The sequence below is a fragment of the Proteus sp. PR00208 genome (assembly GCF_016238545.1).
In the GTDB taxonomy this organism is placed as follows: Bacteria; Pseudomonadota; Gammaproteobacteria; order Enterobacterales; family Enterobacteriaceae; genus Proteus.
Genome location: NZ_JAEHQE010000014.1, coordinates 1 through 25,005, shown reverse-complemented (window position 1 = coordinate 25,005; position 25,005 = coordinate 1). Strand labels below are relative to the sequence as shown.

Here is a 25,005-nt window from a genome sequence, read left to right as displayed (position 1 = left end):
CATTTTTACTTTTTTCAATATAAATATTATTAAATCGCCTCTCTTTTTTCAAATGAAATCCATTTTTAAAAGAAATTTAATATTAAGAAAAATAAAATAAGCATGCTTTAACATGGAAAATGTTTATAAAAAAAGGATATTTATATATTATGAATGCTATTCATCAAAATGACCCTTTAGAAAATAGTGATATTATCAATTTAATAAAGAGTTTTAAACCTCTACGCAGATGGAAAAAACAAGATCCTAATAGTGATTTTACTGAAGTAACATATAGTTTTCCTGACTGGAGCAATTTAAGGGGTGAAGAATATAAAACCATTACAACATTAAATCAATATCAACAAGAGCTTGCCGAAAAAACATTACAACTATGGGCTGACATTGCCAATATTACATTCATTAAGAAAGACAATAAATATGATACTAATATTAAATTTGGTGTTTATAATAATATAAATGAACTAACGAAAGATAATTCTCATCTAGTCGCTGGTGTTGCAACATTCCCATTAAATAATATAGAGCCAGATAAAAAAATAGAAAAAATCACTGATTACAGTATAGGAGGACATGTTTGGATTAATATATCTTCAACTACACGTATAAAAAAATTCAATAAACATGAAATAACACCAGAGCAAAAAAATGAAATAGATTTATTTAAAGAAAAATCAGACAATATAAAATATTATTATATAGAAACAGATACTCATATTACTTTATATAAAAACAATAATGAAAATGGTCATATAAATAATCAACCTATAATATTACAAAAAGGAAATAAAGAAACTCAAACTTATATACATGAAACTGGACACGCTCTTGGTTTACCACATACCTTTAGAGTGAATGATCATAATAATCCTGATATTGAAGAAAATAGTTTTAAATATTCTATAATGTCATACCGCCACCCAAAAACAAAAGAAGCTGATTTTGTTGGATTATTTCCTATGTCTCCATTATTAATCGATATATATGTTATTCAAAAGTTCTATGGCGTAAATCTAACGACACGAACAGGTGATACTATTTATGGTTTTAATTCTAATACGCAAAGAGACTGTTATAGTTTAACTTCATCAGATGATGTCATTATTAGTTGTATTTGGGATGCCGGTGGCTGTGATACTCTTGATTTTTCAAAATATAATTTTGAGCAGAAAATAGACCTTAACCAAGGTGCTTTCTCTGATGTAGGTGGGCTAAAAAGTAACATTTCTATTGCGTATGGAACAATAATTGAAAATGTAATAGGAGGAAAAAACAATGACCACATCATTGGTAATGAAGTAAACAACCACTTAATTGGTAATCAGGGTAATGATATTATTTATGGATATGATGGGGATGATAAAATTTTTGGCGGTAAAGGTAGTGATGCACTTTATGGTAACGAGGGCAATGATTTCATTAATGGAGAAGATGACTGCGATATAATTTCTGGAGGTAATGGACATAATACGCTGTTCGGAGGAAAGAATGCTGATATGTTTTTTTTCGAAATTAGCAACAAGACAAATAGCCATAATAAAATTATGGATTATCATATAAATGAAGATTTCCTTATTTTTTTAGATGAAAACAAAATAAGCCTAAATATCAAGAAACTTATATCTCAAAATTCAATCTCGCTTAAGATGAGTTTTCAAGAAGAAGATAATTTAACAAAATTAGCAATAAAAACAAAAGAACAACTAGAAGTTCCAAATTTAACAATAGATATTGTTGGGAATTTCAGTTATGAAGATCTATTTTATTAATATAATTAATTACCTTAAAAAATAACAAAAATTTATAAGGCTTGTATTTACCCAAGCCTTATAATAAGAGAATGAAATACATTATAAAATCATGACGGAATTATATAATAACATTAAAAAACATCTCTCTAGAGAAGATAACCTAAAATTTATTTACTTAGTAAAATTATTCTGACTTAAAACACACCTCACTTCACAATTATTTAAAAACTTATTTTTCCCCTCTAGATTAATATCAATAAATAGCTATCTTTATTATCGCTGGTGTTCGCCAGATAATTAAACTATTTTCAACATGAAAATAAACCTAACCTAAACTTGATATCCGGAGGATATTATGGGTTCTTCTTTATTAAAAAAAGCAGTAGGATTATCTAATGTTTCTGACTTATTAGATAAAAGTGGAATTTTTTATAATTTCTCAGCTAAGACTCTACCTTCTTTTGATTATGATACTGCTGGAAAACATATTGCACGCGAAAATTCCACATGGAATGGGAAATATGTTATTGGACAAGCGGCAGAAGTGACATATTCATTCCCAACTTGGGCTGGTAAAAAGTTTAATGATTTTGGTGATAAAAATCCCTATGGATTTAATTCAGTACAAAAAGATCATGCAAGACAATCTTTAGATGCATGGTCTGATATTGCAAATATCAAATTTACCGAAGTAGCGCCAGGTGTAAAATCAGATATTACTTTTGGTAATATTACTGATCCAAACGGCACATTCCAAGCTTATGCGACGTTGCCAAATACCTATAGTTATGGACGTGATCTTTCAGGCCAAGCTTGGTTTAGTGACTATTATTATGCTGGTAATACAACACCTGAATTAGGTAATTATGGTCGTTTAACTATTATCCATGAAATTGGCCATGCACTTGGTCTAATGCATCCTGGCGATTATAACGCAGGGCAAAACGTACCTGGCTATTTAAAGTCTGACTACGCTGAAGATAGTCGCCAATATACTGTTATGAGTTATTGGGAAGAATATGAAACAGGTGCGCACTTCCAAGGTGCTTATGCAGGCGCTCCTTTACTTCATGATATTTCAGCAATGCAATATCTTTATGGCGCAAATACCACAACCAGAACAGGTGATGATGTTTATGGTTTTAACTCAAACACAGGTATTGATTATTACACTGCAACAAGCAGAAACGATAAATTAATATTCTCTGTTTGGGACAGTGCTGGTAACGATACTTTTGACTTCTCAGGATATTATCAAGATCAAGTTATTGATTTACGCGAGGGTCATTTCTCTGATGTTGGCGGACTACAGAAAAACGTTTCTATTGCACAAGGTGTAACAATAGAAAATGCAATCGGTGGCTCTGGTAATGATATTATCTACGGCAATGATGCTGATAATATTCTCATCGGCGGTGGCGGTAACGACATACTGTATGGTGGCGGTGGTCAAGATACATTATGGGGTGGTACAGGTAGCAATACCTTTGTTTATAAAGAGATCACTGACTCTCTGGTATCTGCCGCTGACAAGATAATGGACTTCAAATCAGGTATTGATAAGATTGATTTATCAGCATTAATCGAAAATACCTTTAGCCATAAACTCCTTAACTTTGTTGATAATTTTACAGGTCGCTCGGGTGAAGCAACCATTAAATATGATCAATCAACAAACTCAAGTGAACTTGCTATTAACGCTTATGGTTACAGCCCTGATTTCAAAATTGACATTGTAGGATTTGTTAATTACGAAACTGACTTTATTGTTTAATTTTTCATTGGGTAGGAGAGAGATATTTCTCCTACCTTTCTTTTACCTATAAGGAGTTATTTTTATATTATCTTATTAAAAAAAAGATAAATTGATCACTCCATATTGATAGAAGAAATGCAGTAAATAGCAATAAAACAGATAGGAATAAAATCAGGAATAACATTATGTCAGCAAGCAAAAAAAATAATGAAATAACAAATATTATAAAAGAAAGAAAGAAAGTATTTCTTTCCATTGGAATATTTACAGCCTTAATAAATATTTTAATGTTAGTTCCTTCTATTTATATGTTGCAAGTTTATGATCGAGTCTTACCATCAGGTAATGAAATGACTTTATTAATGCTAACACTCATTATGTTAGCATTATTTATTTTTATGGGAGGATTGGAATACTTAAGAAGCATTATTGTCATTAGAATGAGTAACAAACTTGATTTATCCTTAAGTTCAAGAATTTATACTGCTGCATATCAAGCAAAATTAAACAAAACGCCCAGTATTAATTCCTCTTTAGCATTTAATGACTTAGTGACTATTAGGCAATTTATTACAAGTCACGCCATTTTTGCTTTTTTTGATTTACCTTGGTTCCCAATCTATCTTCTCGTTATCGCATTATTTAATCCATGGTTAGGATTATTTGCATTATGTGGTGCGCTCGTTTTATTTTCTTTGGCTATTCTTAATGAATACTTGTCTCGATCATCATTAAAAAAAGCCAATGAGTTTGCTAATCAAGCTCAGGTAATACAAGGTCATCATTTTGAACATCCACAGCCTATTGAAGCAATGGGAATGCTAGGTTATTTACGTAACCAATGGCAAATTGCTCACTTTAAATATCTACAAGCACAAACTCATGCAAGTGATAATGCAGCAAGTATCAATGCAATAACAAAAGTCACCCGAATGGCACTGCAATCTTTAATGCTAGGATTAGGTGGATGGCTAGCAATAGATAATACAATTAGCCCAGGAATGATGATCGCAGGATCAATACTATTAGGTCGCGCTTTAGCGCCAATTGAACAAGTTATTGGTGTATGGAAAAACTGGGATAGTAGTAAAGAAGCTTATAAAAGGTTAACCACACTATTAAAAACGTATCCTGAAGAAAATAAAAAAATGGCGCTACCTGCTCCTAAAGGTGAATTAACAGTAAATATTAATCAAGCTCAATATCCTCAAACGGAACGCACACTATTAAATAATATTCATTTTTCGCTAAGCCCCAGCGATGTACTTGGCATTATTGGCCCGAGTGCTTCAGGAAAATCCTCTTTAGCTAAATTTATTGTTGGCATATGGGAAGTTAAAACGGGCGCCATACGCCTTGATAATGCAGATATATACCAATGGAATAAAAGTGAAGTTGGCCAATATATCGGATACCTTCCTCAAGAAATCGCCCTTTTCCCTGGCACGATTGCCGAAAATATTGCTCGCTTTTCTGAAATAGATCCTCAAAAAGTCACTCAAGCTGCAATGATGGCAAATGTTCATGAAATGATTTTACGTTTTCCTGATGGTTATGAAACCATTATTGGTGCTCATGGTGAAGGGTTGTCAGGAGGACAACGACAACGTATTGCGTTAGCTCGCGCATTATATGGTAACCCTGCTCTAGTCGTTTTAGATGAACCCAATTCTAATTTAGATGATTTGGGCATTAAAGCTCTAATGCAAGCAATTCAAACACTTAAGCAAAATAAAAAAACCGTTATATTAATCACTCATCAAAAACAATTACTCTCAGTAACCAATAAACTCTTGGTTCTTTTCGATGGTCACACCAAATTATTTGGCTCTACAACAGCTGTTGTTGCTGAGTTAAATAACTCATCAGTAATAAAGAGTACGCCAACACCAGCAACTACACCTATTACTCAAAGCAATATTTAATATTGAGAAGATTATTATGATCACAAAAAAAAATGAAATCGATATTGTTCATGGTATTTCAGATGATCCTAGAAAATTCTTAATAATAGGATGGTCAGTTATTCTTTTAGGTCTTGCTATTTTTATTTTTTGGGCTGCCTTTGCTCCTTTAGATAAAGGCGTATCTGCAAAAGGAAATGTTTCAATTTCAGGTAATAAAAAGAGTGTTCAAGCTTCCGTAGAAGGTATTATCACTGACATTTTAGTGAAGAATGGTGATAACGTAATCGAAGGCCAAACGCTTATTCAATTAAGCCCTATTCAATCGAAAGCTTTAGTCAAATCTTTATCTGATCAATATGATAATTTGCTGATTACTCAACAACGCTTATATGCTCAATTAAATGAAAAAACAGAGTTTATCTTAGATCCCAATGAAAAATATTATTCTCCTTCAGAGAATTTAAATAAATTATCTCTACTGCAAAATAAACTACTTAATGAAAAGTATATTGAATTGCATAGTGAGATAAATGGCTATAAAGCTATTATTGATGGTATCTCTAATCGTTTAGTTCATTTAAAAAGATCTACGTTAAATAAACAACATCAAATTGATAGCTTAAAAATTCAAATCAAAGATTTATATACTCTTGCTAATGAGGGCTATATTCCCCGTCATCGTTATCAAGAAATTGAGCGTGAACTTGCTGAAAATAATAACCACCTTAATGATACATATGGACAAATAAGTACATTAGAAAAACAAAAATTGGAATATCAACAAAAAATATTGCAACGTAATGCTAATTTTTACCAATCGGCACGTACTGAACTTAACCAAGTTCAATTACAAATAAGTGAAACAGAAAAACAACTTATCATTGAAATAGATAAACTAAAAAAGATGCAAATTACTGCCCCAATTTCGGGAATAGTAATGGATTTATCTGTTTTTACCCAAGGTGGCGTTGTAAGAACAGGTCAAACATTAATGGAAGTTGTTCCTCAAGATCATCAATTAATTATTGAGGCACGTTTAGCACCTCACCTAATTGATAAAGTTACCCTTGGTCTTCCTGTTGATTTAATGTTTAGTGCATTCAATCAAAATACAACACCTAAAATTCCTGGAGAGGTAACATTAATTTCAGCTGATAGACTTATTGATGAAAGAACAACAGAACCTTATTACCAAGTATTTATTAATGTTAAAGATAATGCTCTTCTTACAGACAATAAAAATAAATTAAAGGCTGGAATGCCAGTTGATGTATTTATTAATACAGGCGATCGCTCATTACTAAATTATCTCTTCAAGCCTGTTTTAGATAGGATCCATACTTCATTAACGGAAGAATAATGATGCAAATAAAAAAACTCTCAACCATTTTATTTATATGGATGCTAAGTTTTCACGCTTTGGCGATCAATTTATCTGATCTTTATTTCTTAGCAGTAAAAAATGACCCTACGTTTAATGCTGCGATTAAAGAACAGGTTGCGGGTAAAGAGTATGAAAATATTGGATTATCTCAATTACTCCCAAGCGTACATGTAAACTATCAAAACAACCCACGAAATTGGCAACGAAAAGTTTATCCTATTAATACGAATCAAGGGGAAATGGAAAGAACAGAATATCAAAATTATCAAAGCCATTCTATCAGTGCAATTATTAGCCAACCACTTTTTGATTACACTGCATTTAGTGATTATAAATCATCGGTAATAAAAACATTATTATCAGACAGCCGTTATCAAGTAAAATTTTCCGAGCTAGTGATCAGATTAGTAGATAATTATATAGAATTGGCTTATGCACAGGATAAATTATTATTAAACCTTTCACAGCAAGAGATTTATAAAAAACAGCTAACATCAAGTCAGCGTTTATTCGAATTAGGTGAAGGAACAAAAACAGATATTTCAGAGATCCAAACGCGATTATATTTAACTCAATCTCAATATACAGATATTCAGCTTGAATTAGATAATGCTAAAAATAAACTAAGTTCAATGATTGGCACGCCACTACCTTATGCAGAACATATAGCAAAATTAAGCAGTAATCGCTTTATATTACAACCTATCACACCCAATAATTACGAGTCATGGGAAAATGAGGTTATGCAAAGCAACCTCAATATTCAAACAGCTCGTTATGAAATGGCAATAGCAAAACAAGAAGTAGAGAAAAATCGAGGTGAATTTTTCCCAACAGTACAACTCTATGCCTCTTACTCTAATAGTGATTCCGATAGTAATAATACTGTAAATCAAAAATATCAATCAGCGAATGTTGGTTTTTATGTCAGTTTGCCTTTATTTAATGGTGGAAAAACAACAGCTTCGATGCGTCAATCTACTGCATTGTATCAAATGAGTGCTTTTGAAAGAGATTCAATTATCCAACAAATCACGCAAGAACTACGTCATCAATACCAAATATGTACAACGAGTAATATTAAATTGAATGCTTATGAGCAGTCCGTTTCCTCTGCTAAATTACAATTAGATGCGACTCAAAAAAGTTATATTGGTGGGCAGAGGACAATGGTTGATGTTCTTAATGCTGAAGAATTATTATATCGCGCTCAACAGGATTTGATTAAAGCTAAATATGATTATATTCAGGCTTGGACATTATTACATCAATACACTAATACATTAGATATTGAAAAAATAAAATTAATTGAAGGTTATTTTCAATAGAGTTGTTAAATTGTTTAATAAGAGATATGAATATAATTATAAAAGTCCTAGATCATGGAATAGATATAGGACTTTTAGTTATAAGCAATAGTTAATCACTTATTTTAGCTAGCGGGTATCATCACTTCTTTTTAGTACCGTACAACGTTAATACACGGTGAGTAAGAGCAATTGATGCTAGACCGATAAAACATTCAGCTAGGAAAATCAGCATAAATTACCCCCATTCATAAGTACATTTTGTTTGGGCGGGGGTTCTGATAAAGTAAAGTGACTTGTCATATAGTGCTTAGCTAACTCCGATTTAATGGACACATTTTAAACCTACCATTAAAACTAAAAAGAGCAAAATATATTTCTCAACAAAATCCATTTTTGGGCTTTGATCACATAAAAACAACACAAAAAATCAAATTTATGTCATTTTAAAAGCCGAAGTTAAATTTATTTGCTCTTTTATAACCGTCTTTTGAAAAAATAAATAATATTTAAAATCAGTCAATTAAAGAAAACAAATGTTAAATCACCCTGTTTTTCTACAATAGGTTTTACCTTTAACTGGCTTATAACAGATAATATTTCTTTTCGCTCTGGTCGGACTAAAATAATCGCAAGCCCTTGATAGTTATTCTCTTCAATTAAGTTAACTAGCTGCTTAAGATCATAATATTTATTTTGCACATCAGGATATGCCAGACCATAAGCAAGCTCCCCTTTCGTCTCTGTTAAACGAATATCAGTGCGTTTTAACCCCCATGCTAAAGACGTTCCGATCCCAACTTCATCAGTTAAAATATAAGGCTTATCTGCTAGCTCACTATAATAGTAATTAATTGCCTTTTCAGGGGTGCTTTTGCTTTCTACTTTATGAGGAATAGCATACCCAATTGCTAAACTTAATCCTATCGAGCAAAATAAAGTCAGTAAGCGTGTGGGTTTAAAGAAAGAAGCAATCCCTATCACACTCCAAAATAAGAAGCCCACAATACCCAGCAACGCTTTATATTGCTCATTTGTTTCATATAACGTAAATCGTGTAGAGAGAAGCGAATAAACAATAATAGAGACGCCTACAAGCCCAAAAACAGTATTTATGATCGCATTAATATTATGAATTTTTTCATTTTGTTTATTTTTTAGCTCTTCCATATAATGTGCAATCAAGATAGAAAGTGGCACAAAACAAGGCAGCATATAGGTTAATAACTTACCGCTGGAGGCAGAAAAGAAAGCAAAAAACAGGAATAACCAAAACGAAAAATAAAGAGTTCCTTTCTTCAAGAAAATAGCTGATTTAATAGCCCCAAATAAGAACCCTAACCAAGGCAAAATACCCAAAATGATAATAGGTAAATAAAACCACATAGGTTGTGATCTTGCTGATCCCTTTTCAACAAAACGTTGAACATGCTCAACCCAAAAGAAGTAGTGCCAATAATCAGGTGCCTGAAGTGCAACTGAAATCACCCATGGACCAGCAATAATAACCATAGAGATAAGCGCTATTGGTGTATAACAAAGGACTTCTTTAAAACGAGATAAGCTAATTGCAGTCACAAAAAAAACTAATGCAGGTAATACAACAGCAATAAAACCTTTGGTTAGAAAACCTAATCCACAGAAAATACCAACGAGAATATAAGCTTTAATTCTACTCTTTCTATTAGTTGCATGTAATCCAGATAAAAAATAATACATTGTTGCCGTGACAAACATTGTCACGATAGGATCAAGAATATTGTAAGTACCAATAGCTAACACAAGAAACGAGGATAAAAAAACTACCAGTGCATTAAACGCCAAAGTACGGTTATGCCAAACTAGCATAGCAGCACGATAAACAAATAAGCCGGTTAATAAGGTTGAAGTTACAACGACAATACGAACAGAAAAATTACCGCCGCCAAATAACCATTGTGCAATACTGTTTAGCCAATACCCCAATACTGGCTTTTCAAAATAACGAATATCCAGCATATAAGGTACAGACCAATTACCTGATGCAAGCATTTCTCGACTAATTTCAGCATAACGGATCTCATCTGGTTGCCAGAGCAGTCGCGTTTCGAGAGGAATTAAATAAGTTAAAAATATAAAAATAAAAAGTAGAAACCATTTATATCTTTCTACAAAATCAACACGCATATATTCCTCGTTAAAATAAAACAATATCACCTTATATGAACTATTCACTTAGAATAGCTATCCTATAAAAGATTCAATTATTATTTATTAAATTATAATTAATTAACACATTGCTTTATTTTCAACCAACGACAAAGATACTAAAAAAACAGTATTATCAATACTAATCAATAAGATATTGATAAAATTTAGTTAGTAATTAAAATAACGACACATTAATTTTTTATTAATCTTTTTTAAGTAACAGCAAGTTTTTTATCAAAAATCTACCTAAATAGTATTAAATTAAAAAATGAAGAATAAAGAATTAAACATAAACATAAAATAAACAAAGTATATAAATAAAAAAACCAGAAGGAACTTATTCTGGTTTTTGATTACTTTGTTTAATTATATGATGATAAAAATCTTATTTACTAAACTCTTTAAAAGCGCCCATGGTGTTGGATGCATACATAACTGAAGGGCCTCCCCCCATATAAATAGCAACGCCTAATGCTTCAGCGAGTTCTTGTTCTGTTGTGCCAAGCTCCACAAGTGTTTTTGTATGAAATCCAATACAACCATCACAACGATTTGCTACAGCAATTGCAATGGCGATCAGTTCTTTTGTTTTTGCGTCTAAAGCACCGTCTTTACCACCCGCTTTTGTTGTACTCATAAAAGCTTTCATCACTTCTGGAATATTTTGAGACAATGCCCCCATGTTACCTGCAATGTCTGTTACTATTTCTTTGTACTTGCTCATTTTTGATCCCTTAATAATATACTTATTTATATAATATAAAAATATATTATCAAACCATATAATATAAGCAAGGGAATTTAATTTGAGGTGATCTTTTTTATTGTGATAGTTACCGAAAAAGAGGTTTAAAGTGTCTATTTTAGACGAGTGGGCTGAACGCCATATCGAAAAAGCGTTACAAAAAGGAGAACTTTCATCACTTAAAGGTGAAGGAAAACCGCTGATCCTTGATGATAATAGCCATGTTCCAGAGTCACTTAGAGCAAGCTATCACTTATTAAAGAATGCAGGTTTTTTACCACCTGAAATGCAAGATAGAAAAGAAGCCTTATCTCTAGCTGAAATCTTAAGCACATTAAATGAAACCGAAATAAACAATGGATCACTGCAAAAACGTTTGGCATTACTTGAGTTGAAATTACAGCAGGCTGGTTTAGATACTCAATTTTTACATGCGGACTATGCCACACAGCTGACAGAAAAATTGACAAATCATAAAAAATAAACCGATCAAAAATAATGAAATATCAGCATAGAAAAAGCCTATACATCCCTGTATAAGCTTCTTTCATTTATCGCAGAGAATTAACCTGCTGTTGGAGAATAATACGTTGGTGAGCCAGGCCCTACTGGTAAATTGAATACAAATACCCATAAGTAGAATAATAATGACCAACCAATTAAGAAAATAACGGAATATGGCAACATCATAGAGATCATCGTACCAATACCTGTGTCTTTCTTATATTTTGTTGCAACTGCTAATATCAAACCAAAATAACTCATCATTGGTGTAATGATATTAGTAACAGAATCTCCTATTCGATATGCTGCTTGGATTGTCTCAGGCGCATAACCTGCAAGCATTAACATGGGTACAAAGATAGGCGCGGTTACAGCCCATTGAGCCGAAGCCGAGCCAATCATTAAGTTAATAAAAGCACAGATTAAAATAAAACCTAAGAACAGTAATCCACTTGGCATATCAATGCTATTAAGTAATGCTGCACCTTTGACAGCAATAACCTGACCGATGTTTGTCCAACCAAAAAACGCAACAAACTGAGCCGCAAAGAAAATAATGACCAGATAAAGCCCCAATGTGCTCATCGAATTCGCCATAGCATCAACGATATCTTTATCTGTACGCATTGTCTTAGCAACCCATCCGTAAACAATACCCGGAATTGCAAAGAATAAGAAAATAAAGACAACAATAGATTTTAAGAAAGGAGAATTACCAATTAGCCCTGTTTCTTGGTTTCTTAATATGCCATTTTCAGGAACAACCGTTAGCGCCAAAATCACGCCCATAACAATAAAGGTTCCTGTTGCCGCCCATAATGCTTTCTTTTCTAGTGGCGTAACTTCAGCAGCATTCCTTAAATCATTTTCTTCATCATCAAGTTCATTACCGTTATAAGGCCCTAGTTGAGGCTCAACAATTTTTTCTGTAATGAAGTAACCTAAGAAAGTAATAAGGAATGTACTGACAAACATAAAGTACCAGTTTGCTTCAGCACCAACGATATAAGTTGGATCTATAATGCGCGCGGCTTGCTGCGTAATACCCGATAATAACGGATCTATCGTCCCTAAGAGTAAGTTAGCAGAATAGCCACCAGAAACTCCTGCAAATGCAGCCGCTAAACCAGCAAGAGGATGCCGTCCTAACGAATGAAAGATAATCGCTGATAACGGTATCAATACCACATAACCCAATTCAGCTGCAGTATTTGACATAATACCAGCGAAAACAATCGCCAACGTGGTCATCTTGCGAGGTGCTTTCATTACCACTAAACGCATAACCGCAGATAATAAACCTGCTCGTTCAGCAATGCCGACACCTAATAACGCCACCAGCACCGTACCTAAAGGCGCAAATCCAGTAAAGTTTGTGACAATATTTGCCAATATACGGCGAATACCATCAGCATCTAATAAGCTGATAATGTGAATATAGCCATCTTCTGCGCGTCCTTTGGCGCCTTCTGGTCGGGGATCTTGTACCGTAACACCGAAGTATTCACCAACTGCCGAAGAGACAAGTAAAATAGCAATTAAAATAATAAATAAAATAACGGGATGGGGTAGCGCATTTCCTAGCCATTCCACTGTGCGAAGAAAGCGACTGCCTCCCTGTTTTTTTGTTTGCATCATTTATCCTTTTTATAAAAAAACAGAAAATGCACAGTACACAACCCTTTTTATTATGACTATCTGTTAATCCTATTTATAAATGCTTTATTTAAGATAAACATCATAATAAAGTTATCAAATAAAATATTTTTCACCTTAATAAACAATAAAATAAAAATAAATCACACAATTACAAATCACTTACATTAAAATTAATTTATAATATCTAAAATTAAAAAATGTGCATAAGGTAACACTTTTTAACAATATTTTGATTAATTGTTAACCTTTGGTAGTTAAAGATCTGCTGAAATAATGGGAAGAATCGAATCAATACTCTGATAAACCTGATAGTAACGGACGAAATTACTATAAAGAGGAAATTAGTGGCGAATAAAAATACAAAATAGGTTAAAAATGAGTTTATTTGTAACGCAAAAGATAATAAACCAACCATCATTTAAACAGCAATAAAATAAAAAAATCGACAATAAATAATTATTATGGATAAAAAAGAAGGCAAGATTTCTCCTGCCTTCTTCTGTATAACTTAAACCCAGTGTTAAAAATATCTGTAATTAGAAAATAAAATCGGGTGTGGATTCCGCCATAAAATATGTAGATTTGCGGATATTTTTATCTTCCGTTTCAGCTTCAACATGAAAACAATCTTCAAAGAACCAGTATATTGGAGTTTTTAAATAAACAGCTAATGTCACAAGGTAACTTAGGTCTATTTTATTTAACCCTCTTTCATAACGTGAGAACTGTTGTTGGCTAATTCCCAATTTATCAGCAATGTGAGCGCCTGTATAACCAAGCTCTTTGCGTTTTTTCTGTATTCTTTGACCAACTAACTCATTCACATTGATGTTTATAAGATCATAATCCATCATCGCGTTTTCCAACTTCGTTTATATTAAGGCATTGCCAAAATTAATGTACCTACCCCAGAAAATGAACCAGGAGCAACTCGACCATAAGGACGTAATATAGAGCTAACAACTACAGGTGTTGCTCTCCCCGCAGGTACAAAAATTGTCTCACCATTTTCACCGGGTCTATTATTAAGATATAAATCCGCAAATAGGCTACCGTCTGGACGTAATCTGACATTTGGACCATCTAGAGATGAGGCATAAACAACAACCGATAAATCTTTATTGCACGTCACTCGAATTGTTTGTGAACGTTTATTCTGTGTTGAGTCGCCTAGTTTATCTTCATCAATGTCGCCATAGTTGAGGTTGACAGAACCATCAATTATCTCACAAGCCCCAGCAGGAGGTGGTGCAATACCGCACATTGATCCTGGAAGTAGTAATTTTGTCGTTCCGGTTTCATAAAATAAACCAACACACTCTTGAATTTCACTATTAGGCACCCCTGAGTGGTGAGCTACAGTAGGTGACGTAGGAAAACTTTGCACTCGCATAACAGCATCACGCAATTCCGCCATAGTGCGATATTTTTGCGCCCCTGTTAAAACTGTTCTTGTCGCTGCCCCACCTTGTCCTGATGCATTATGTCGATGATTAATCGTAATTTTACAAGATGCGCCACCATAACAAGGATTCAAGGTCATCGTTGTTTCAGGATCCCAACGTTGAATAATGAAAGTATAATTTGCAGAGGAAGGAGTAAGAACTTTAGATTCCGTAATATAAGAAAAAATAGAAGCCATTGATGACGCAGAAAAGAGCATCATCACACTAAATAAACATAATGCTGATAATCGTTTTGGGGTAAACATATTAACCTCAATCTTAATAATTAATCATAATTCAGGTGGAATGTGGCTATAGCACTAAAACGACCTCGTTTTATTGATTCATTAGCAATAGCATTAGGCTCGGCTTGTATAAAAGCTCGGAACCTTAAAATAGAATCTCCTGAATTTAAGGCAATATTGCTTGTTTCCTGATTAATCCGCAGTGGACTGCCATCAGAGTTTTCTAACCCTATGGCAATACCTTCAGCTTGACTTCCTGTACTTAATGCAAGAAAACCTTGCCCAACCATTGCCTGATTTTCAGTACCACTAAATGTCACTCTCACCCTTTTATTAATAGAAAGGTCACATTCTGATAAATGAATTTGAAAATTTTGGCTATTTGTTCTACCTGCGCCAATATAAAACGTTTTATCAGGCACATTACCAAATTCTAGAGAAATGGTTTCATCCCCCGGTTTAATCACACAAGGTTCATCAACTAATGTGCCATAAAGTCGCATATTATTCGGTGCTGCATTGGCAGCTGTAAATATTCCTATTAGAAGCGTAAGCCCGCAAATAACAGGAAGCGGCAATGTTTTAAGCTTCATTTTCACACTCCTATTGATATTCTGCGAGCAACGTTGCTGTTACTTCAAATGGGCCTTCTACTAAAGTACTTCCTGGTCTTTTTACCGGTACAGCTTGAATAATAGGTGGCTTATCTGGTGAGATAACAAACCGCTCATTTAAAATAAAAGGCTCACCATTGCGAGTCATATGAATCGCTAAATCGGCAATATTAGTTTGTAATCCTGCATCATCAAACTGGCTTTTAGGGCCAATAATAGAAAGCCCCAGATCCCACCCTTTAATATTGGGATCGCACTTTAATTTGTAATTCACGGGTTGGGTGTAATTAATGCCATCAACTCTATGAATACCAACGTTATGGCCAAAATAAACTTCAATTAAGTTATTATTTTCGATCACACAAGGAGGCGGAATTAATAATGTTCCAAATAATTTCATATTCGGTTCATCCGCACTGACAAATAAAGGCGACATGACGAGTAATGTTGTCAGACAAACCTTTTTTAAATTAATAAGCATGTACTGACTCCTTACTGATATTCTACTCGAAGCGTTGCAGTAGCGTAAAAATCACCTCCAGTTAATGATGCAGAATAATCACGAACAGGAATTGCCTCAAATTGAGGAAAGTTAGGATAAGTGAAATTCACTTCTTGCCCCAATCTTAATAATTTATTTTGGTAAAGAATACGTACCCCTAATCCTGTAATATTTGTGGTCAAAGCATTTGAATCAAACCCAGTACCATTTCCAGAAATAGAGACTTTCATTGTATTTGTTGGCATTTTTCTACATTCAGCACTATAGGTAATAGGCTTTTTGTAATTAACACCATCAATACGCGTACTCATGACTTCACCAAAATCAACCTCAATCGTTTTTCCTCCATTGATAACGCAAGGAGGTGGAGCGATAACATTACCCGAGATATAGACATATACAATCCCAGGTATAGTGCTACCCGCTCTCGCTGTAGGTGGTGTATTTGCAACAGCAGCTGAACTCAGGACACCAGTAAATGTTGTCATTAATAAAATCAACACTGCTTTGCTTGTGTTAAACCGCTGTTCCATATCCATAAATAAACCTATTAATTTCCGATTGCTGTTTCTACAACCTTGCACTCATTGCCACTACAGCTAAATTTCAAACGAGGGCGTCCACCGTAATCATTGATATAACTAAGTACAGGAGATGCACCAAGTGTAGAAGCTTTCAAATTAAGATCTGCGCTACTTTTTGGATCAACCATTAAAGGCGTAAACCCAGTAATACTTTCACCTTTTAACCCAGTTAACCCATCGACAATTGTCACAAAGTAAGGGGTTGGATTATTTACCTGATAAGTATCACCTTTTTTCGTTAAGGTGATTTTTTCCTGCCACGGATTAGTTAAATCCGTTTGTGTGGCATAAATCGCAGCAGGGCGATAAAAAAGTTTAATGCGTGTTTGTAATGCAATTTGCAGTACATTAGGCTTATCACTACGTGGTGGAATTTCACGTAAATTAAAATAAAACACGCTTTCTCTATCTTGCGGTAATTTCGCAATATCGGGTAAAGCCTGTATTTTTATTTGGCTCTTATCACCTGGTTCAATACGTTGAATAGGCGGTAGAACGATTAAAGGGCTTTCTACTTTTTGCCCATTCACATCTTCCATCCAACCTTGAGCTAAATAAGGCGATTCTTTATTTTGATTGCTGACATTAAGGCTGACTGATTTATCAGTACCATTAAAAATGACACGAGTTCTATCCAATGCAATTGCAGCAATGGCTTGCTGAGTAAATACCATGCCTGTCAATAAGGTTGTTGCTACAATGAATGAGCGCTTTAATAACATCATCTTTAATTACTCTTTTGTTTATAAAATCGTTTAATTTTTCCCTTCTCAACCTTCAGTTTTGACTAATTGTGGCTGAGATGGTGATTCGGTTCTCTCTTGTGCTGAATAAGAGATTGATGGAGTGTCCCCACACGTTAATAATAGTGAAGAAATAAAGATACCTTCATCTAATTTAGGTACTTGTACTTCACACTGTTTTTTACCACTCCAACGTACATCTAAAATATCACCAGAGTTTATTCCACTTAAATAAACATTACCGCTATCATTCACGATGCCCAGTTCTCGGCCTTTTTCTGTGGTAATGCTAGCGCCAAATGGTGGATAACTACCGTCTTTCATGCGGACAATCGCCATCGCTTTTTGCCCTGAAATAACGTCAAACTCACGGTAACCTATCGCCCCTTCGGTCAGGGTTAATTGTTGAATTGAACGCACTGCATCAACATCATCAGGTAATTTATCTAAATCAATTGTTGCGCTACTCCGATAGTAATTATTGATATCTGGAAGTACCGCTTTACCAAAATAGTTAGTATGGCTCACAGCCCCTAAACTTCTAATTGGTACATCAGCCACACCATTAGTATCGACCAATAAACGCGCAGCTCCTGGCATTGCAGTACGATGGAATGCTCCGCCTTTAGGTGTTAACGTTGCTCCGCCTTGTAGCGAAAGTGATGCTGAGGTATTTTCACCTTGAATATGACTCGCACTCGCTGTTACCAATGCTGTATCGCCATAACGCGTATAATAAGCATCAGCAGATGGACGACCACGGCTACTTAACCCCGCACCTAAGCGATAGTTATTATTGTCATCGAGGCGGTCAAAATAGCTCACATTATGAGAGTTACCATGCTTATTAATCACGGTGTTATAGCTAATTGTGGCTTTATCGCTCCAAGGCATGCTGACATTTAGATAAATACCATCATCATTCGTGCCTTTAAATTTATTGCGGTAAGCCGATAAATTGATATTGATATTTTTAAAACTACCAATGTCCATAAACTTAGATAAAGATAAGTTGTAATAATCGTTATTAGGCTTATTCCAATAAGTTTGATGGTTATAGTTAAGATAAGCACTCAAGCCTAAATCTGGGAATTGCTTACTTAATGTTATGGTATAAAGCTCTTTATTATTATCTCGATTGTTATCACGATAACGACGATCCAGATATTGCTCCATACTCATAAAATCACGTTCAGAGAAACGATAACCTGCGAACGTTACTTGACCATTAATCGCCTCAAAACGTTTTGAGTAACTGACTCGATAAGAACCACCATGATAATTCTTATCATCATTCGGAATTTTTGCCCATGAATGTGTGGCATCAAACGAAATTGCCCCCAGAGCCATCAAGTCACGACCAATACCTAAAGAAACAGAGTTATAATCTCCCGCAACTAATGAACCGCCATAGAGAGACCAACCATTACTCACCCCCCATGAAAATTCACCCATTGCAAATACAGGCCCTTCAGCCTTGTGATCCATATCTGAAGGTTTACCTGCCGATAGCTTATATTGCACTCGACCTGGGCGTGTTAAATAAGGAATACTTGCTGTATCCATTTGATATTCTTGTACTGAGCCATCTTGTTCTTCAACACGAATATCTAACTTACCACTTACCGCATCATTAAGATTTTGTATACGGAAAGGTCCTGGCGCGACCTGAGTTTCGTAAATGACACGACCTTGCTGGCTAATCGTCACTTTTGCGTTCGACTTTGCAACACCAGTGACTTCAGGTGCATAACCTCTTAAATTAGGAGGTAACATCTGATCATCCGTTAATAAACTAATACCCGTAAAACGGAAGTTATCAAAAATATCAGAGCGTGAATAAGTCTCACCCATAACAAGGCGAGCACCCCATTGGGTTATTGCTCTATAAAGGTAATATTGACTCCAATCCCAATTATTCTCAGTACTGCCATTCATGCCTGTTGTGTGTTGATAGTTTGCTTGCCAATCCGCACGAAAACGCCAAACACCTAAGTTAGCACCCGCAGTACCACTACCTGTAACTTGTTGTCTTTGTTTACCATTAGCAGGATCGGTCACATTAGCATTCAGGTTATAGTCAAAAATAAGCCCTGAAATACCTTCATCCCAACGAGATGGTGGATCCCAATCGTCGGTTGCATACTCAACATAAGCTTGAGGAATAGTAACAATAAAACTACCTGCACCTAAGTTAGTACTTGTTGTCATACCTGGTATCGATGACTCGTCAAGACAGGAGCCATCATCTTTCCAAGTTACCGCTTTGAGCCACTCAGGTTTCAATGTAAATTGATTGACTAATTCACGAGGAATACAAGGAATACTCGCTTTAGGATCATTTGCGGGGACAATATAATTAATGGTGTAGAGATCAGGTAATTCATTATTGTTAACTTTAACAATAAATTCATACTTACCGGGCATAATATAGCCGGCACGAGAAAAATCTGATAAATCAATATTTTGTTTATCTTTTAGATCAAGAATATCAGAGTTAAACTCGATATCACCGGCTGCAAATACCATATTAGAGGCACTCGCCATACCAGCAATAATTAAATAGATCAGTGCTGCTACAGGTCGAATTGTATGCTGATTACTCTTTTTTTCTGCTTTTCTTGAAGCAGTTTTGAATGATTTAGCCATAAATAATCCAACCAATCCATTTAATAATATTCGAGTTTAAAACGCAGGGTTGCTTGATAATTACCTGCTCGTGGAATGTCGTTATTTTTAACAAGCCTTGCTTGATACAACAAAGACAACGATTTAGTATCGATATCCACAGGAGGTAAAGGTTTCCCTGGTGTTGCCAATCTTCCGTAACGGTCAGCAATAGCTAACGAAGCACCTTTGGCGTCGCCGAAAAGTTGGAATAATCCGTTCTGTGCAGGGCCTTCAAAAGTAGCAATAAAACGAGGACGTTCAGCTTGTGTACCTTTTTGGTCAACAAGGGAACATTCTGTTAATCGAATAGAGAAATGTTCAATAGGTCCTTGGCCTTCAACAGCTAAGGTCGGAATAGACACGGTACTCAAAGAGATAACTTGCTCTCGACTTCCTGCCGAGATAGTACATGTTGGCTCTAATATAGAACCTTGTAGACTAACCACGCCGAATCGCTGATGTGATTTTACATCTTGTTTTATATCGGTCACTGCCATTACAGGCTTAACAAATAATCCTGTTGTAACAAGTAATAATAGTGGCACCATCTTGCGATTCATTGTTTTCTACTCCATAAGATAAACCATAAAAATACAGCTAAAGATAAAGCCCTATACATCCTTATACAGGGCCTAAAAGGACATCTATTATTGGTAAGTCAATGCAAAAGTAGCGATTGCAGTAAAGTCACCAGGTACAGCTGCATCTGTTGCAGAACCTTGTAAGTAAGCAGCAAAGTTCAGATCATTTGAACCGTCACGAATAGTTTGAGCTTTTGTTGGTTCACCTAATTTAATTTGTGTACCACCAGCATCAGTAATAACAACTGCTGCATTTTTCGCTAAACCTTCGATGCCTAAAGAGCCTGGCAGAATAGCCGCTGCTTCAGCACCAGTGAAGGTAGTTTGAACTGTTTTATAAGTTTCAGTAGAGCATTGCAGTAATTTAATTTTGAAAGTATTAGAAACACTACGGCCGCCATCTTTCAGTGCATTTGCTGAAACTTGTCCTAGTGGAACACGTTGGTCGCCTGAGTTAGGATCAATTGAACATGGAGCATCAATGATTGAACCCCAAAATTCTACAGTACCATGACCTTGATCAGCCGCGAATGCAGAACCAGCAGCAACAGTTAAGCCTAAACCTAAAACTAAACCTAATTTATTTAATTTCATCTTTATGTTTCCTGAAAATATAAGAACGAAGATATTTAAAATAATAAAATTCAATATAAGCAAATTGCTTAAATGAATGTCACACTAAATAAAGTTTCTATATTTTGATAAAGTTCACCCAGCCAATTTCATATTTAATTATGAAATTAGATAAAGGAAGCGTATCAAGTTGGATATATTATTCTCTCTGGTTTTATTTAAGTCAAACCACCCCAATTTCATTAAGTCTATTTTTATTAATTTACTGATATTAGGTGTATTTTTTACATTTTCATACAAAATATTACTTTTTGAAAATGACGGAAATGGACTTTAAAGCCAAATCGACACTCTTAAAAAGAGATATACAAGATTTAAATTCTGCTATTTTGGAATTTAAAGTGAAAAGATCTGATTGTCTTTTTACGAATAGGATTAATTGTCAATTAAATAACATTTCCTTATTTATTTATTTTAACTCAATATAACTAAAATTTTACATAATGAAACAAATCAGACTTAATTCATTGATTTACAAGTAGATCAAAATAATGGATTTGTTAATTTATTTATTATCATTATTTAATCCCATGTATAAACCACATTAAATAACTCCTTTAATGATAATCCAAAATTGAAATAAGCATTAAAAATAAAACACAAAATAAACATAAACATCTGTATTTAATATAAAAATTAATAGTTACATTTTTTATAGTTACGTATATTTACAATAAACAAAATAAAAAGAGCAGAAAAATCATAAGTAATTGATTTACAATTTATTATATAAATAAACTAATCAAGAATAGAGTATTTTTATAATAATTTAACACTTGAACTTAAGTGTTTTCACTTAGGAAGTTAAGGTCATAAAGCGAGTTTTTTGTACAAATTGCATTTTTTGATTAAGAACACCCTTATAAGTTAACTAACTGATAATTCAAAAAAGAAATTCGTGTAACGCCTATTTTTTTCTCAGAAAAACCTAAAAATTTAATCATTTGATTGAGAATAATTACGCTTTTTTTGGGTAAAAATTTTAATGTATTTATTAAGAGCGGCTTCAAAAATTTAAATTAATTATTTATTGGCTCCTTGACTATTTTACGTATTGCTACTAATTTCATTATTAGTTTATTCATATTATTAAATCCCCATAGAATCCACATTTTCTTATCCAAATAGAAACACAGTAAAATACATTTTATTTACATTACGAATTCATTAATTTAACATTACCCATATAATGCGTATAAATATTAGTCGTTATTACTTGTTTTTTAATTATCAAATTTTTTTCAATAAGAATATTGATGTTTTTTTTATTTTTACGATAAATTAGGAATAATTTTATATTATCTGAATAGATTTAACTCATTTTCGAATAGTTAATTAATCTAAAGAAGTAAGTTTTAAGGTATATATTGGAAACAATCCTTTATAGACTGAATAATAACAAGTTAATAATTTAAATAAAAATAGAGAATTACATTAGCATTATTTAATTATTTAACTAATAACGTCTTAATAAGAATATCATTATTAGAGTATCTTTATTTAATAAATTAAGTTAGCTTTATTTATCTTTTTCACGATGAAATAAAAAAAAGACATTTTCAACCTAATAGAAATCGATATTCTCTAAATACTCGCTTTAAGAGTATTCCTATCCTACATTTCAAGAAAAATACCTGTGTTAGATAATTATCATCATCATAAAATGACAATTTTATATTTATGCCCCATTTTCTTCTCTATATAAAAGAGTAAAAATTGATTATCCGTTCCTTCCTTTTTGCTGATCACACTATCAATAACTCGAGTTTGACTAACGGTACTTAGCTTTTTTAGCATAAAAAAAGGGCAGGGTTTCCCCTGCCTTACCAATTTGGTAATCAATCAAAGAAAAAGCATACGCTCTAAAACACCAAGTTTGAGTATCCTTTAGCGATATGCATTAGTATAAAAAAACATCAGGCATCGCTTCAGCAATGATGCTACTTCGTTTATCGGTACATTGATTTTCTGATGACGATTTTGATATAAAACAGTCTTCAAAAAACCAATAAATAGGTGTATTTAGATAGTTGGCTAATAGAACAAGATAACTTAAATCTATCTTGTTCATCCCGCGCTCATATCGAGAGAATTGCTGTTGACTTACACCAATTTTCTCAGCAATTTGCATACCGGTATAACCTAATTCTTTACGCTTTTTCTGAATACGTTTTCCAACCAACGCATTAACATCAATATCTGTAAAATCGTAATTCATCATAATATTCACCCATTATCATGATTAAGGCATCGTTAAAATAATTGATCCTGAACCAGAGAAATAGCCCGGTGCAACGCGACCATTTGTATGTAAAGTAGAACTTACTTTTACAGGCACTGAACCGCCAGCTGGAACATTAATTATGCTACCGGTCTCGCCTGGATAATCATCAAGAAATAAATCAGCATATAAACTGTTGTCTGAACGTAAAGGCACTCTCCCATTATCTGAACCTGATGCAATAACCATGACTTTCATCGCTAAATTACAAGTAACATTGATATTCTGATAACGCTGAGCACCTTCTAAACTATATTCATCTATATCACCATAATTAAGGTTTACAGCACCTTCTGTTATTTTGCAGGCACCAACAGGTGGCGGTGCGATACCACATAATGATCCCGGCAATAAACGTCCACTCGGTGATATTCCACTTGAATTTGGTTGATAAAATAATCCCACACATTCCTGATTAGAATTTAAAGCAGGCCCTACGTGATTTGTCTTTCCTTCAAGTGGAAAGGATATATTTCTTAAAACTTCCTCTCTAACTTCAGCCAAAGTACGTAACTTCTCAATTCTTGTGATAAGTTGCTTAGCTGATCCACCAGACCCATCAAGATCATGTTTATGGTTAATCGTTACATAACAAGTAGACCATCCATAACAAGGATTTAATGTTCCCGACGTTTCAGGATCCCAACGCTGAATAACATAGGTATAGGTTGCATTTGAGGGTGTTCCTGTCGATTCAGTAATATAAGAAAAGATAGATGCCATTGCGGGTGCCGAAAACAACAAACCTATTGCAATACATAAAGCCGGAAATCGCTTTAATATGGACATATAAAACCTCAACCCTAATAATTAGTCATAATTCAAATGGAATGTGGCGATTGCACTAAATGGGCCGCGTTTAATGGATTGGTTAGCAATCGCATCTGGCTCCCCTTGAATAAAGGCATAAAAATTTAAAATCGTGTCATCCGCATTTAACGAGAGTTTGTCTGTTTCTTTATTAACAGGTAGCGCATTTCCATTTTCAGATTCCAGTCCAACAGCAATACCCGCCGCTTGACTGCTTGGGCTAATCGCTAAAAAACCTTGTCCTGCCATAGCTTGATTTTCATCCCCTTTGAAAGTGATCTTGACGCTTTTACCAATCGTTAAATCACATTCAGACAAGCGTATTTGAAACAACTTGCTTGGTGTTCTTTGATACGCATAAAGGTTCTTGTCTGGTATATTGCCAAAATCTAATTCAACGGTTTCGTCACCAGGCTTTATGGTACAAGGCTCGTCAACTAATATGCCGTGAAAACGCATATTGTCTGGCGCTGAGAAAGCGGTTGATATTAATCCCGTAAATGTGGCAAGACCCAATATGAACGGGATCGATAACCTTTTTATATTCATCAATACGCTCCTATTGGTATTCAGCAAGCAGTGTTGCCGAAACTTCAAATGCACCTTCAGGCAAAGTGCTACCCGGTCTTTTAACGGGCACCGCTTGGATCACGGGAGGATTATCGGGTGATATCGCAATACGCTCGTTTAATTG

21 protein-coding genes and 1 pseudogene are annotated in these 25,005 nt (G+C 34.2%); 6 read left to right on the top strand and 16 right to left on the bottom strand.

Annotated elements, in window-relative coordinates; genetic code table 11:
- The first annotated feature begins 149 nt into the window (after positions 1 to 149).
- The 5 genes from JEP36_RS10840 (at position 150) to JEP36_RS10820 (ending at position 8,126) form a co-directional block, all read left to right on the top strand.
- The gene (locus JEP36_RS10840; protein ID WP_198630189.1) at positions 150 to 1,769 is read left to right on the top strand and encodes a M10 family metallopeptidase C-terminal domain-containing protein; all 1,620 of its coding nucleotides are present in this window, start codon (positions 150 to 152) and stop codon (positions 1,767 to 1,769) included.
- A gap of 337 nt (positions 1,770 to 2,106) precedes the next feature.
- Positions 2,107 to 3,525, top strand: a complete 1,419-nt coding sequence (locus JEP36_RS10835) for a serralysin family metalloprotease (protein ID WP_198630188.1) — start codon at positions 2,107 to 2,109, stop codon at positions 3,523 to 3,525.
- 167 nt (positions 3,526 to 3,692) lie between these two features.
- Positions 3,693 to 5,432, top strand: coding sequence for a type I secretion system permease/ATPase (locus JEP36_RS10830; RefSeq protein ID WP_198626069.1), 1,740 nt, complete (start codon positions 3,693 to 3,695; stop codon positions 5,430 to 5,432).
- A gap of 16 nt (positions 5,433 to 5,448) precedes the next feature.
- On the top strand, positions 5,449 to 6,774 hold the full coding sequence (locus tag JEP36_RS10825; RefSeq protein ID WP_198619439.1) for an HlyD family type I secretion periplasmic adaptor subunit: 1,326 nt from the start codon (positions 5,449 to 5,451) through the stop codon (positions 6,772 to 6,774).
- On the top strand, positions 6,774 to 8,126 hold the full coding sequence (locus JEP36_RS10820) for a TolC family outer membrane protein (RefSeq protein ID WP_160230036.1): 1,353 nt from the start codon (positions 6,774 to 6,776) through the stop codon (positions 8,124 to 8,126). The genes JEP36_RS10825 and JEP36_RS10820 overlap by 1 nt, the downstream gene beginning before the upstream one ends.
- Positions 8,127 to 8,624: 498 nt before the next feature.
- Here JEP36_RS10820 and arnT read toward each other — a convergent pair whose 3' ends face one another.
- Positions 8,625 to 10,271 (bottom strand): lipid IV(A) 4-amino-4-deoxy-L-arabinosyltransferase, encoded by a 1,647-nt coding sequence (gene arnT / locus JEP36_RS10815; RefSeq protein ID WP_198619438.1) that lies wholly within the window; start codon positions 10,269 to 10,271, stop codon positions 8,625 to 8,627.
- 409 nt (positions 10,272 to 10,680) lie between these two features.
- Entirely contained in the window at positions 10,681 to 11,019 is a 339-nt protein-coding gene (locus JEP36_RS10810; protein ID WP_109373878.1) for a carboxymuconolactone decarboxylase family protein, read from the bottom strand.
- A gap of 130 nt (positions 11,020 to 11,149) precedes the next feature.
- Here JEP36_RS10810 and JEP36_RS10805 point away from each other — a divergent pair, with 130 nt between their 5' ends.
- Positions 11,150 to 11,524 (top strand): DUF1992 domain-containing protein, encoded by a 375-nt coding sequence (locus JEP36_RS10805; protein ID WP_198630187.1) that lies wholly within the window; start codon positions 11,150 to 11,152, stop codon positions 11,522 to 11,524.
- Positions 11,525 to 11,604: 80 nt separating this feature from the next.
- On the opposite strand, the gene JEP36_RS10800 is transcribed toward JEP36_RS10805, so the two are convergent.
- The 14 genes and pseudogenes from JEP36_RS10800 to JEP36_RS10735 all read right to left on the bottom strand — a co-directional run.
- On the bottom strand, positions 11,605 to 13,179 hold the full coding sequence (locus tag JEP36_RS10800; RefSeq protein WP_109373876.1) for an AbgT family transporter: 1,575 nt from the start codon (positions 13,177 to 13,179) through the stop codon (positions 11,605 to 11,607).
- Positions 13,180 to 13,739: 560 nt separating this feature from the next.
- Entirely contained in the window at positions 13,740 to 14,057 is a 318-nt protein-coding gene (locus JEP36_RS10795; RefSeq protein WP_109373875.1) for a helix-turn-helix domain-containing protein, read from the bottom strand.
- 23 nt (positions 14,058 to 14,080) lie between these two features.
- Positions 14,081 to 14,914, bottom strand: a complete 834-nt coding sequence (locus JEP36_RS10790; RefSeq protein WP_198619436.1) for an MrpH family fimbial adhesin — start codon at positions 14,912 to 14,914, stop codon at positions 14,081 to 14,083.
- A gap of 20 nt (positions 14,915 to 14,934) precedes the next feature.
- A complete protein-coding gene (locus JEP36_RS10785) occupies positions 14,935 to 15,486 on the bottom strand; it encodes a fimbrial protein (RefSeq protein WP_196532213.1) in 552 nt (183 codons plus the stop codon).
- Positions 15,487 to 15,496: 10 nt separating this feature from the next.
- Positions 15,497 to 15,943 carry a fimbrial protein gene (locus JEP36_RS10780; protein ID WP_406588704.1) on the bottom strand — a complete coding sequence of 149 codons (447 nt, stop codon included), beginning with the start codon at positions 15,941 to 15,943 and terminating at the stop codon, positions 15,497 to 15,499.
- Between the two features lie 56 nt (positions 15,944 to 15,999).
- On the bottom strand, positions 16,000 to 16,548 hold the full coding sequence (locus JEP36_RS10775) for a fimbrial protein (protein WP_109373871.1): 549 nt from the start codon (positions 16,546 to 16,548) through the stop codon (positions 16,000 to 16,002).
- An 11-nt stretch (positions 16,549 to 16,559) separates the two neighbouring features.
- A complete protein-coding gene (locus JEP36_RS10770; RefSeq protein WP_196532215.1) occupies positions 16,560 to 17,318 on the bottom strand; it encodes a fimbria/pilus periplasmic chaperone in 759 nt (252 codons plus the stop codon).
- Between the two features lie 45 nt (positions 17,319 to 17,363).
- Positions 17,364 to 19,985: an outer membrane usher protein gene (locus JEP36_RS10765; protein WP_198619434.1), complete on the bottom strand. Its 2,622-nt coding sequence runs from the start codon at positions 19,983 to 19,985 to the stop codon at positions 17,364 to 17,366.
- Positions 19,986 to 20,005: 20 nt separating this feature from the next.
- Positions 20,006 to 20,566 carry a fimbrial protein gene (locus JEP36_RS10760; protein ID WP_109373868.1) on the bottom strand — a complete coding sequence of 187 codons (561 nt, stop codon included), beginning with the start codon at positions 20,564 to 20,566 and terminating at the stop codon, positions 20,006 to 20,008.
- Positions 20,567 to 20,653: 87 nt separating this feature from the next.
- Positions 20,654 to 21,181, bottom strand: a complete 528-nt coding sequence (locus JEP36_RS10755; protein ID WP_109373867.1) for a fimbrial protein — start codon at positions 21,179 to 21,181, stop codon at positions 20,654 to 20,656.
- A 1,939-nt stretch (positions 21,182 to 23,120) separates the two neighbouring features.
- Positions 23,121 to 23,441 carry a helix-turn-helix domain-containing protein gene (locus JEP36_RS10750; RefSeq protein WP_109373866.1) on the bottom strand — a complete coding sequence of 107 codons (321 nt, stop codon included), beginning with the start codon at positions 23,439 to 23,441 and terminating at the stop codon, positions 23,121 to 23,123.
- Between the two features lie 21 nt (positions 23,442 to 23,462).
- Positions 23,463 to 24,290: an MrpH family fimbial adhesin gene (locus JEP36_RS10745; protein WP_098943998.1), complete on the bottom strand. Its 828-nt coding sequence runs from the start codon at positions 24,288 to 24,290 to the stop codon at positions 23,463 to 23,465.
- A 21-nt stretch (positions 24,291 to 24,311) separates the two neighbouring features.
- Entirely contained in the window at positions 24,312 to 24,860 is a 549-nt protein-coding gene (locus tag JEP36_RS10740; RefSeq protein ID WP_198619433.1) for a fimbrial protein, read from the bottom strand.
- 10 nt (positions 24,861 to 24,870) lie between these two features.
- Positions 24,871 to 25,005: pseudogene (locus JEP36_RS10735) on the bottom strand (fimbrial protein); the annotation flags it as partial.

What these genes read in the sequence shown, in the direction of transcription:
- JEP36_RS10840 (WP_198630189.1), top strand. Translation starts at nt 150, where the DNA reads ATGAATGCTATTCATCAAAATGACCCTTTAGAAAATAGTGATATTATC.
- JEP36_RS10835 (WP_198630188.1), top strand. Translation starts at nt 2,107, where the DNA reads ATGGGTTCTTCTTTATTAAAAAAAGCAGTAGGATTATCTAATGTTTCT.
- JEP36_RS10830 (WP_198626069.1), top strand. Translation starts at nt 3,693, where the DNA reads ATGTCAGCAAGCAAAAAAAATAATGAAATAACAAATATTATAAAAGAA.
- JEP36_RS10825 (WP_198619439.1), top strand. Translation starts at nt 5,449, where the DNA reads ATGATCACAAAAAAAAATGAAATCGATATTGTTCATGGTATTTCAGAT.
- JEP36_RS10820 (WP_160230036.1), top strand. Translation starts at nt 6,774, where the DNA reads ATGATGCAAATAAAAAAACTCTCAACCATTTTATTTATATGGATGCTA.
- arnT (WP_198619438.1), bottom strand. Translation starts at nt 10,271, where the DNA reads ATGCGTGTTGATTTTGTAGAAAGATATAAATGGTTTCTACTTTTTATT.
- JEP36_RS10810 (WP_109373878.1), bottom strand. Translation starts at nt 11,019, where the DNA reads ATGAGCAAGTACAAAGAAATAGTAACAGACATTGCAGGTAACATGGGG.
- JEP36_RS10800 (WP_109373876.1), bottom strand. Translation starts at nt 13,179, where the DNA reads ATGCAAACAAAAAAACAGGGAGGCAGTCGCTTTCTTCGCACAGTGGAA.
- JEP36_RS10795 (WP_109373875.1), bottom strand. Translation starts at nt 14,057, where the DNA reads ATGATGGATTATGATCTTATAAACATCAATGTGAATGAGTTAGTTGGT.
- JEP36_RS10790 (WP_198619436.1), bottom strand. Translation starts at nt 14,914, where the DNA reads ATGTTTACCCCAAAACGATTATCAGCATTATGTTTATTTAGTGTGATG.
- JEP36_RS10785 (WP_196532213.1), bottom strand. Translation starts at nt 15,486, where the DNA reads ATGAAGCTTAAAACATTGCCGCTTCCTGTTATTTGCGGGCTTACGCTT.
- JEP36_RS10780 (WP_406588704.1), bottom strand. Translation starts at nt 15,943, where the DNA reads ATGTCGCCTTTATTTGTCAGTGCGGATGAACCGAATATGAAATTATTT.
- JEP36_RS10775 (WP_109373871.1), bottom strand. Translation starts at nt 16,548, where the DNA reads ATGGATATGGAACAGCGGTTTAACACAAGCAAAGCAGTGTTGATTTTA.
- JEP36_RS10770 (WP_196532215.1), bottom strand. Translation starts at nt 17,318, where the DNA reads ATGATGTTATTAAAGCGCTCATTCATTGTAGCAACAACCTTATTGACA.
- JEP36_RS10765 (WP_198619434.1), bottom strand. Translation starts at nt 19,985, where the DNA reads ATGGCTAAATCATTCAAAACTGCTTCAAGAAAAGCAGAAAAAAAGAGT.
- JEP36_RS10760 (WP_109373868.1), bottom strand. Translation starts at nt 20,566, where the DNA reads ATGAATCGCAAGATGGTGCCACTATTATTACTTGTTACAACAGGATTA.
- JEP36_RS10755 (WP_109373867.1), bottom strand. Translation starts at nt 21,181, where the DNA reads ATGAAATTAAATAAATTAGGTTTAGTTTTAGGTTTAGGCTTAACTGTT.
- JEP36_RS10750 (WP_109373866.1), bottom strand. Translation starts at nt 23,441, where the DNA reads ATGATGAATTACGATTTTACAGATATTGATGTTAATGCGTTGGTTGGA.
- JEP36_RS10745 (WP_098943998.1), bottom strand. Translation starts at nt 24,290, where the DNA reads ATGTCCATATTAAAGCGATTTCCGGCTTTATGTATTGCAATAGGTTTG.
- JEP36_RS10740 (WP_198619433.1), bottom strand. Translation starts at nt 24,860, where the DNA reads ATGAATATAAAAAGGTTATCGATCCCGTTCATATTGGGTCTTGCCACA.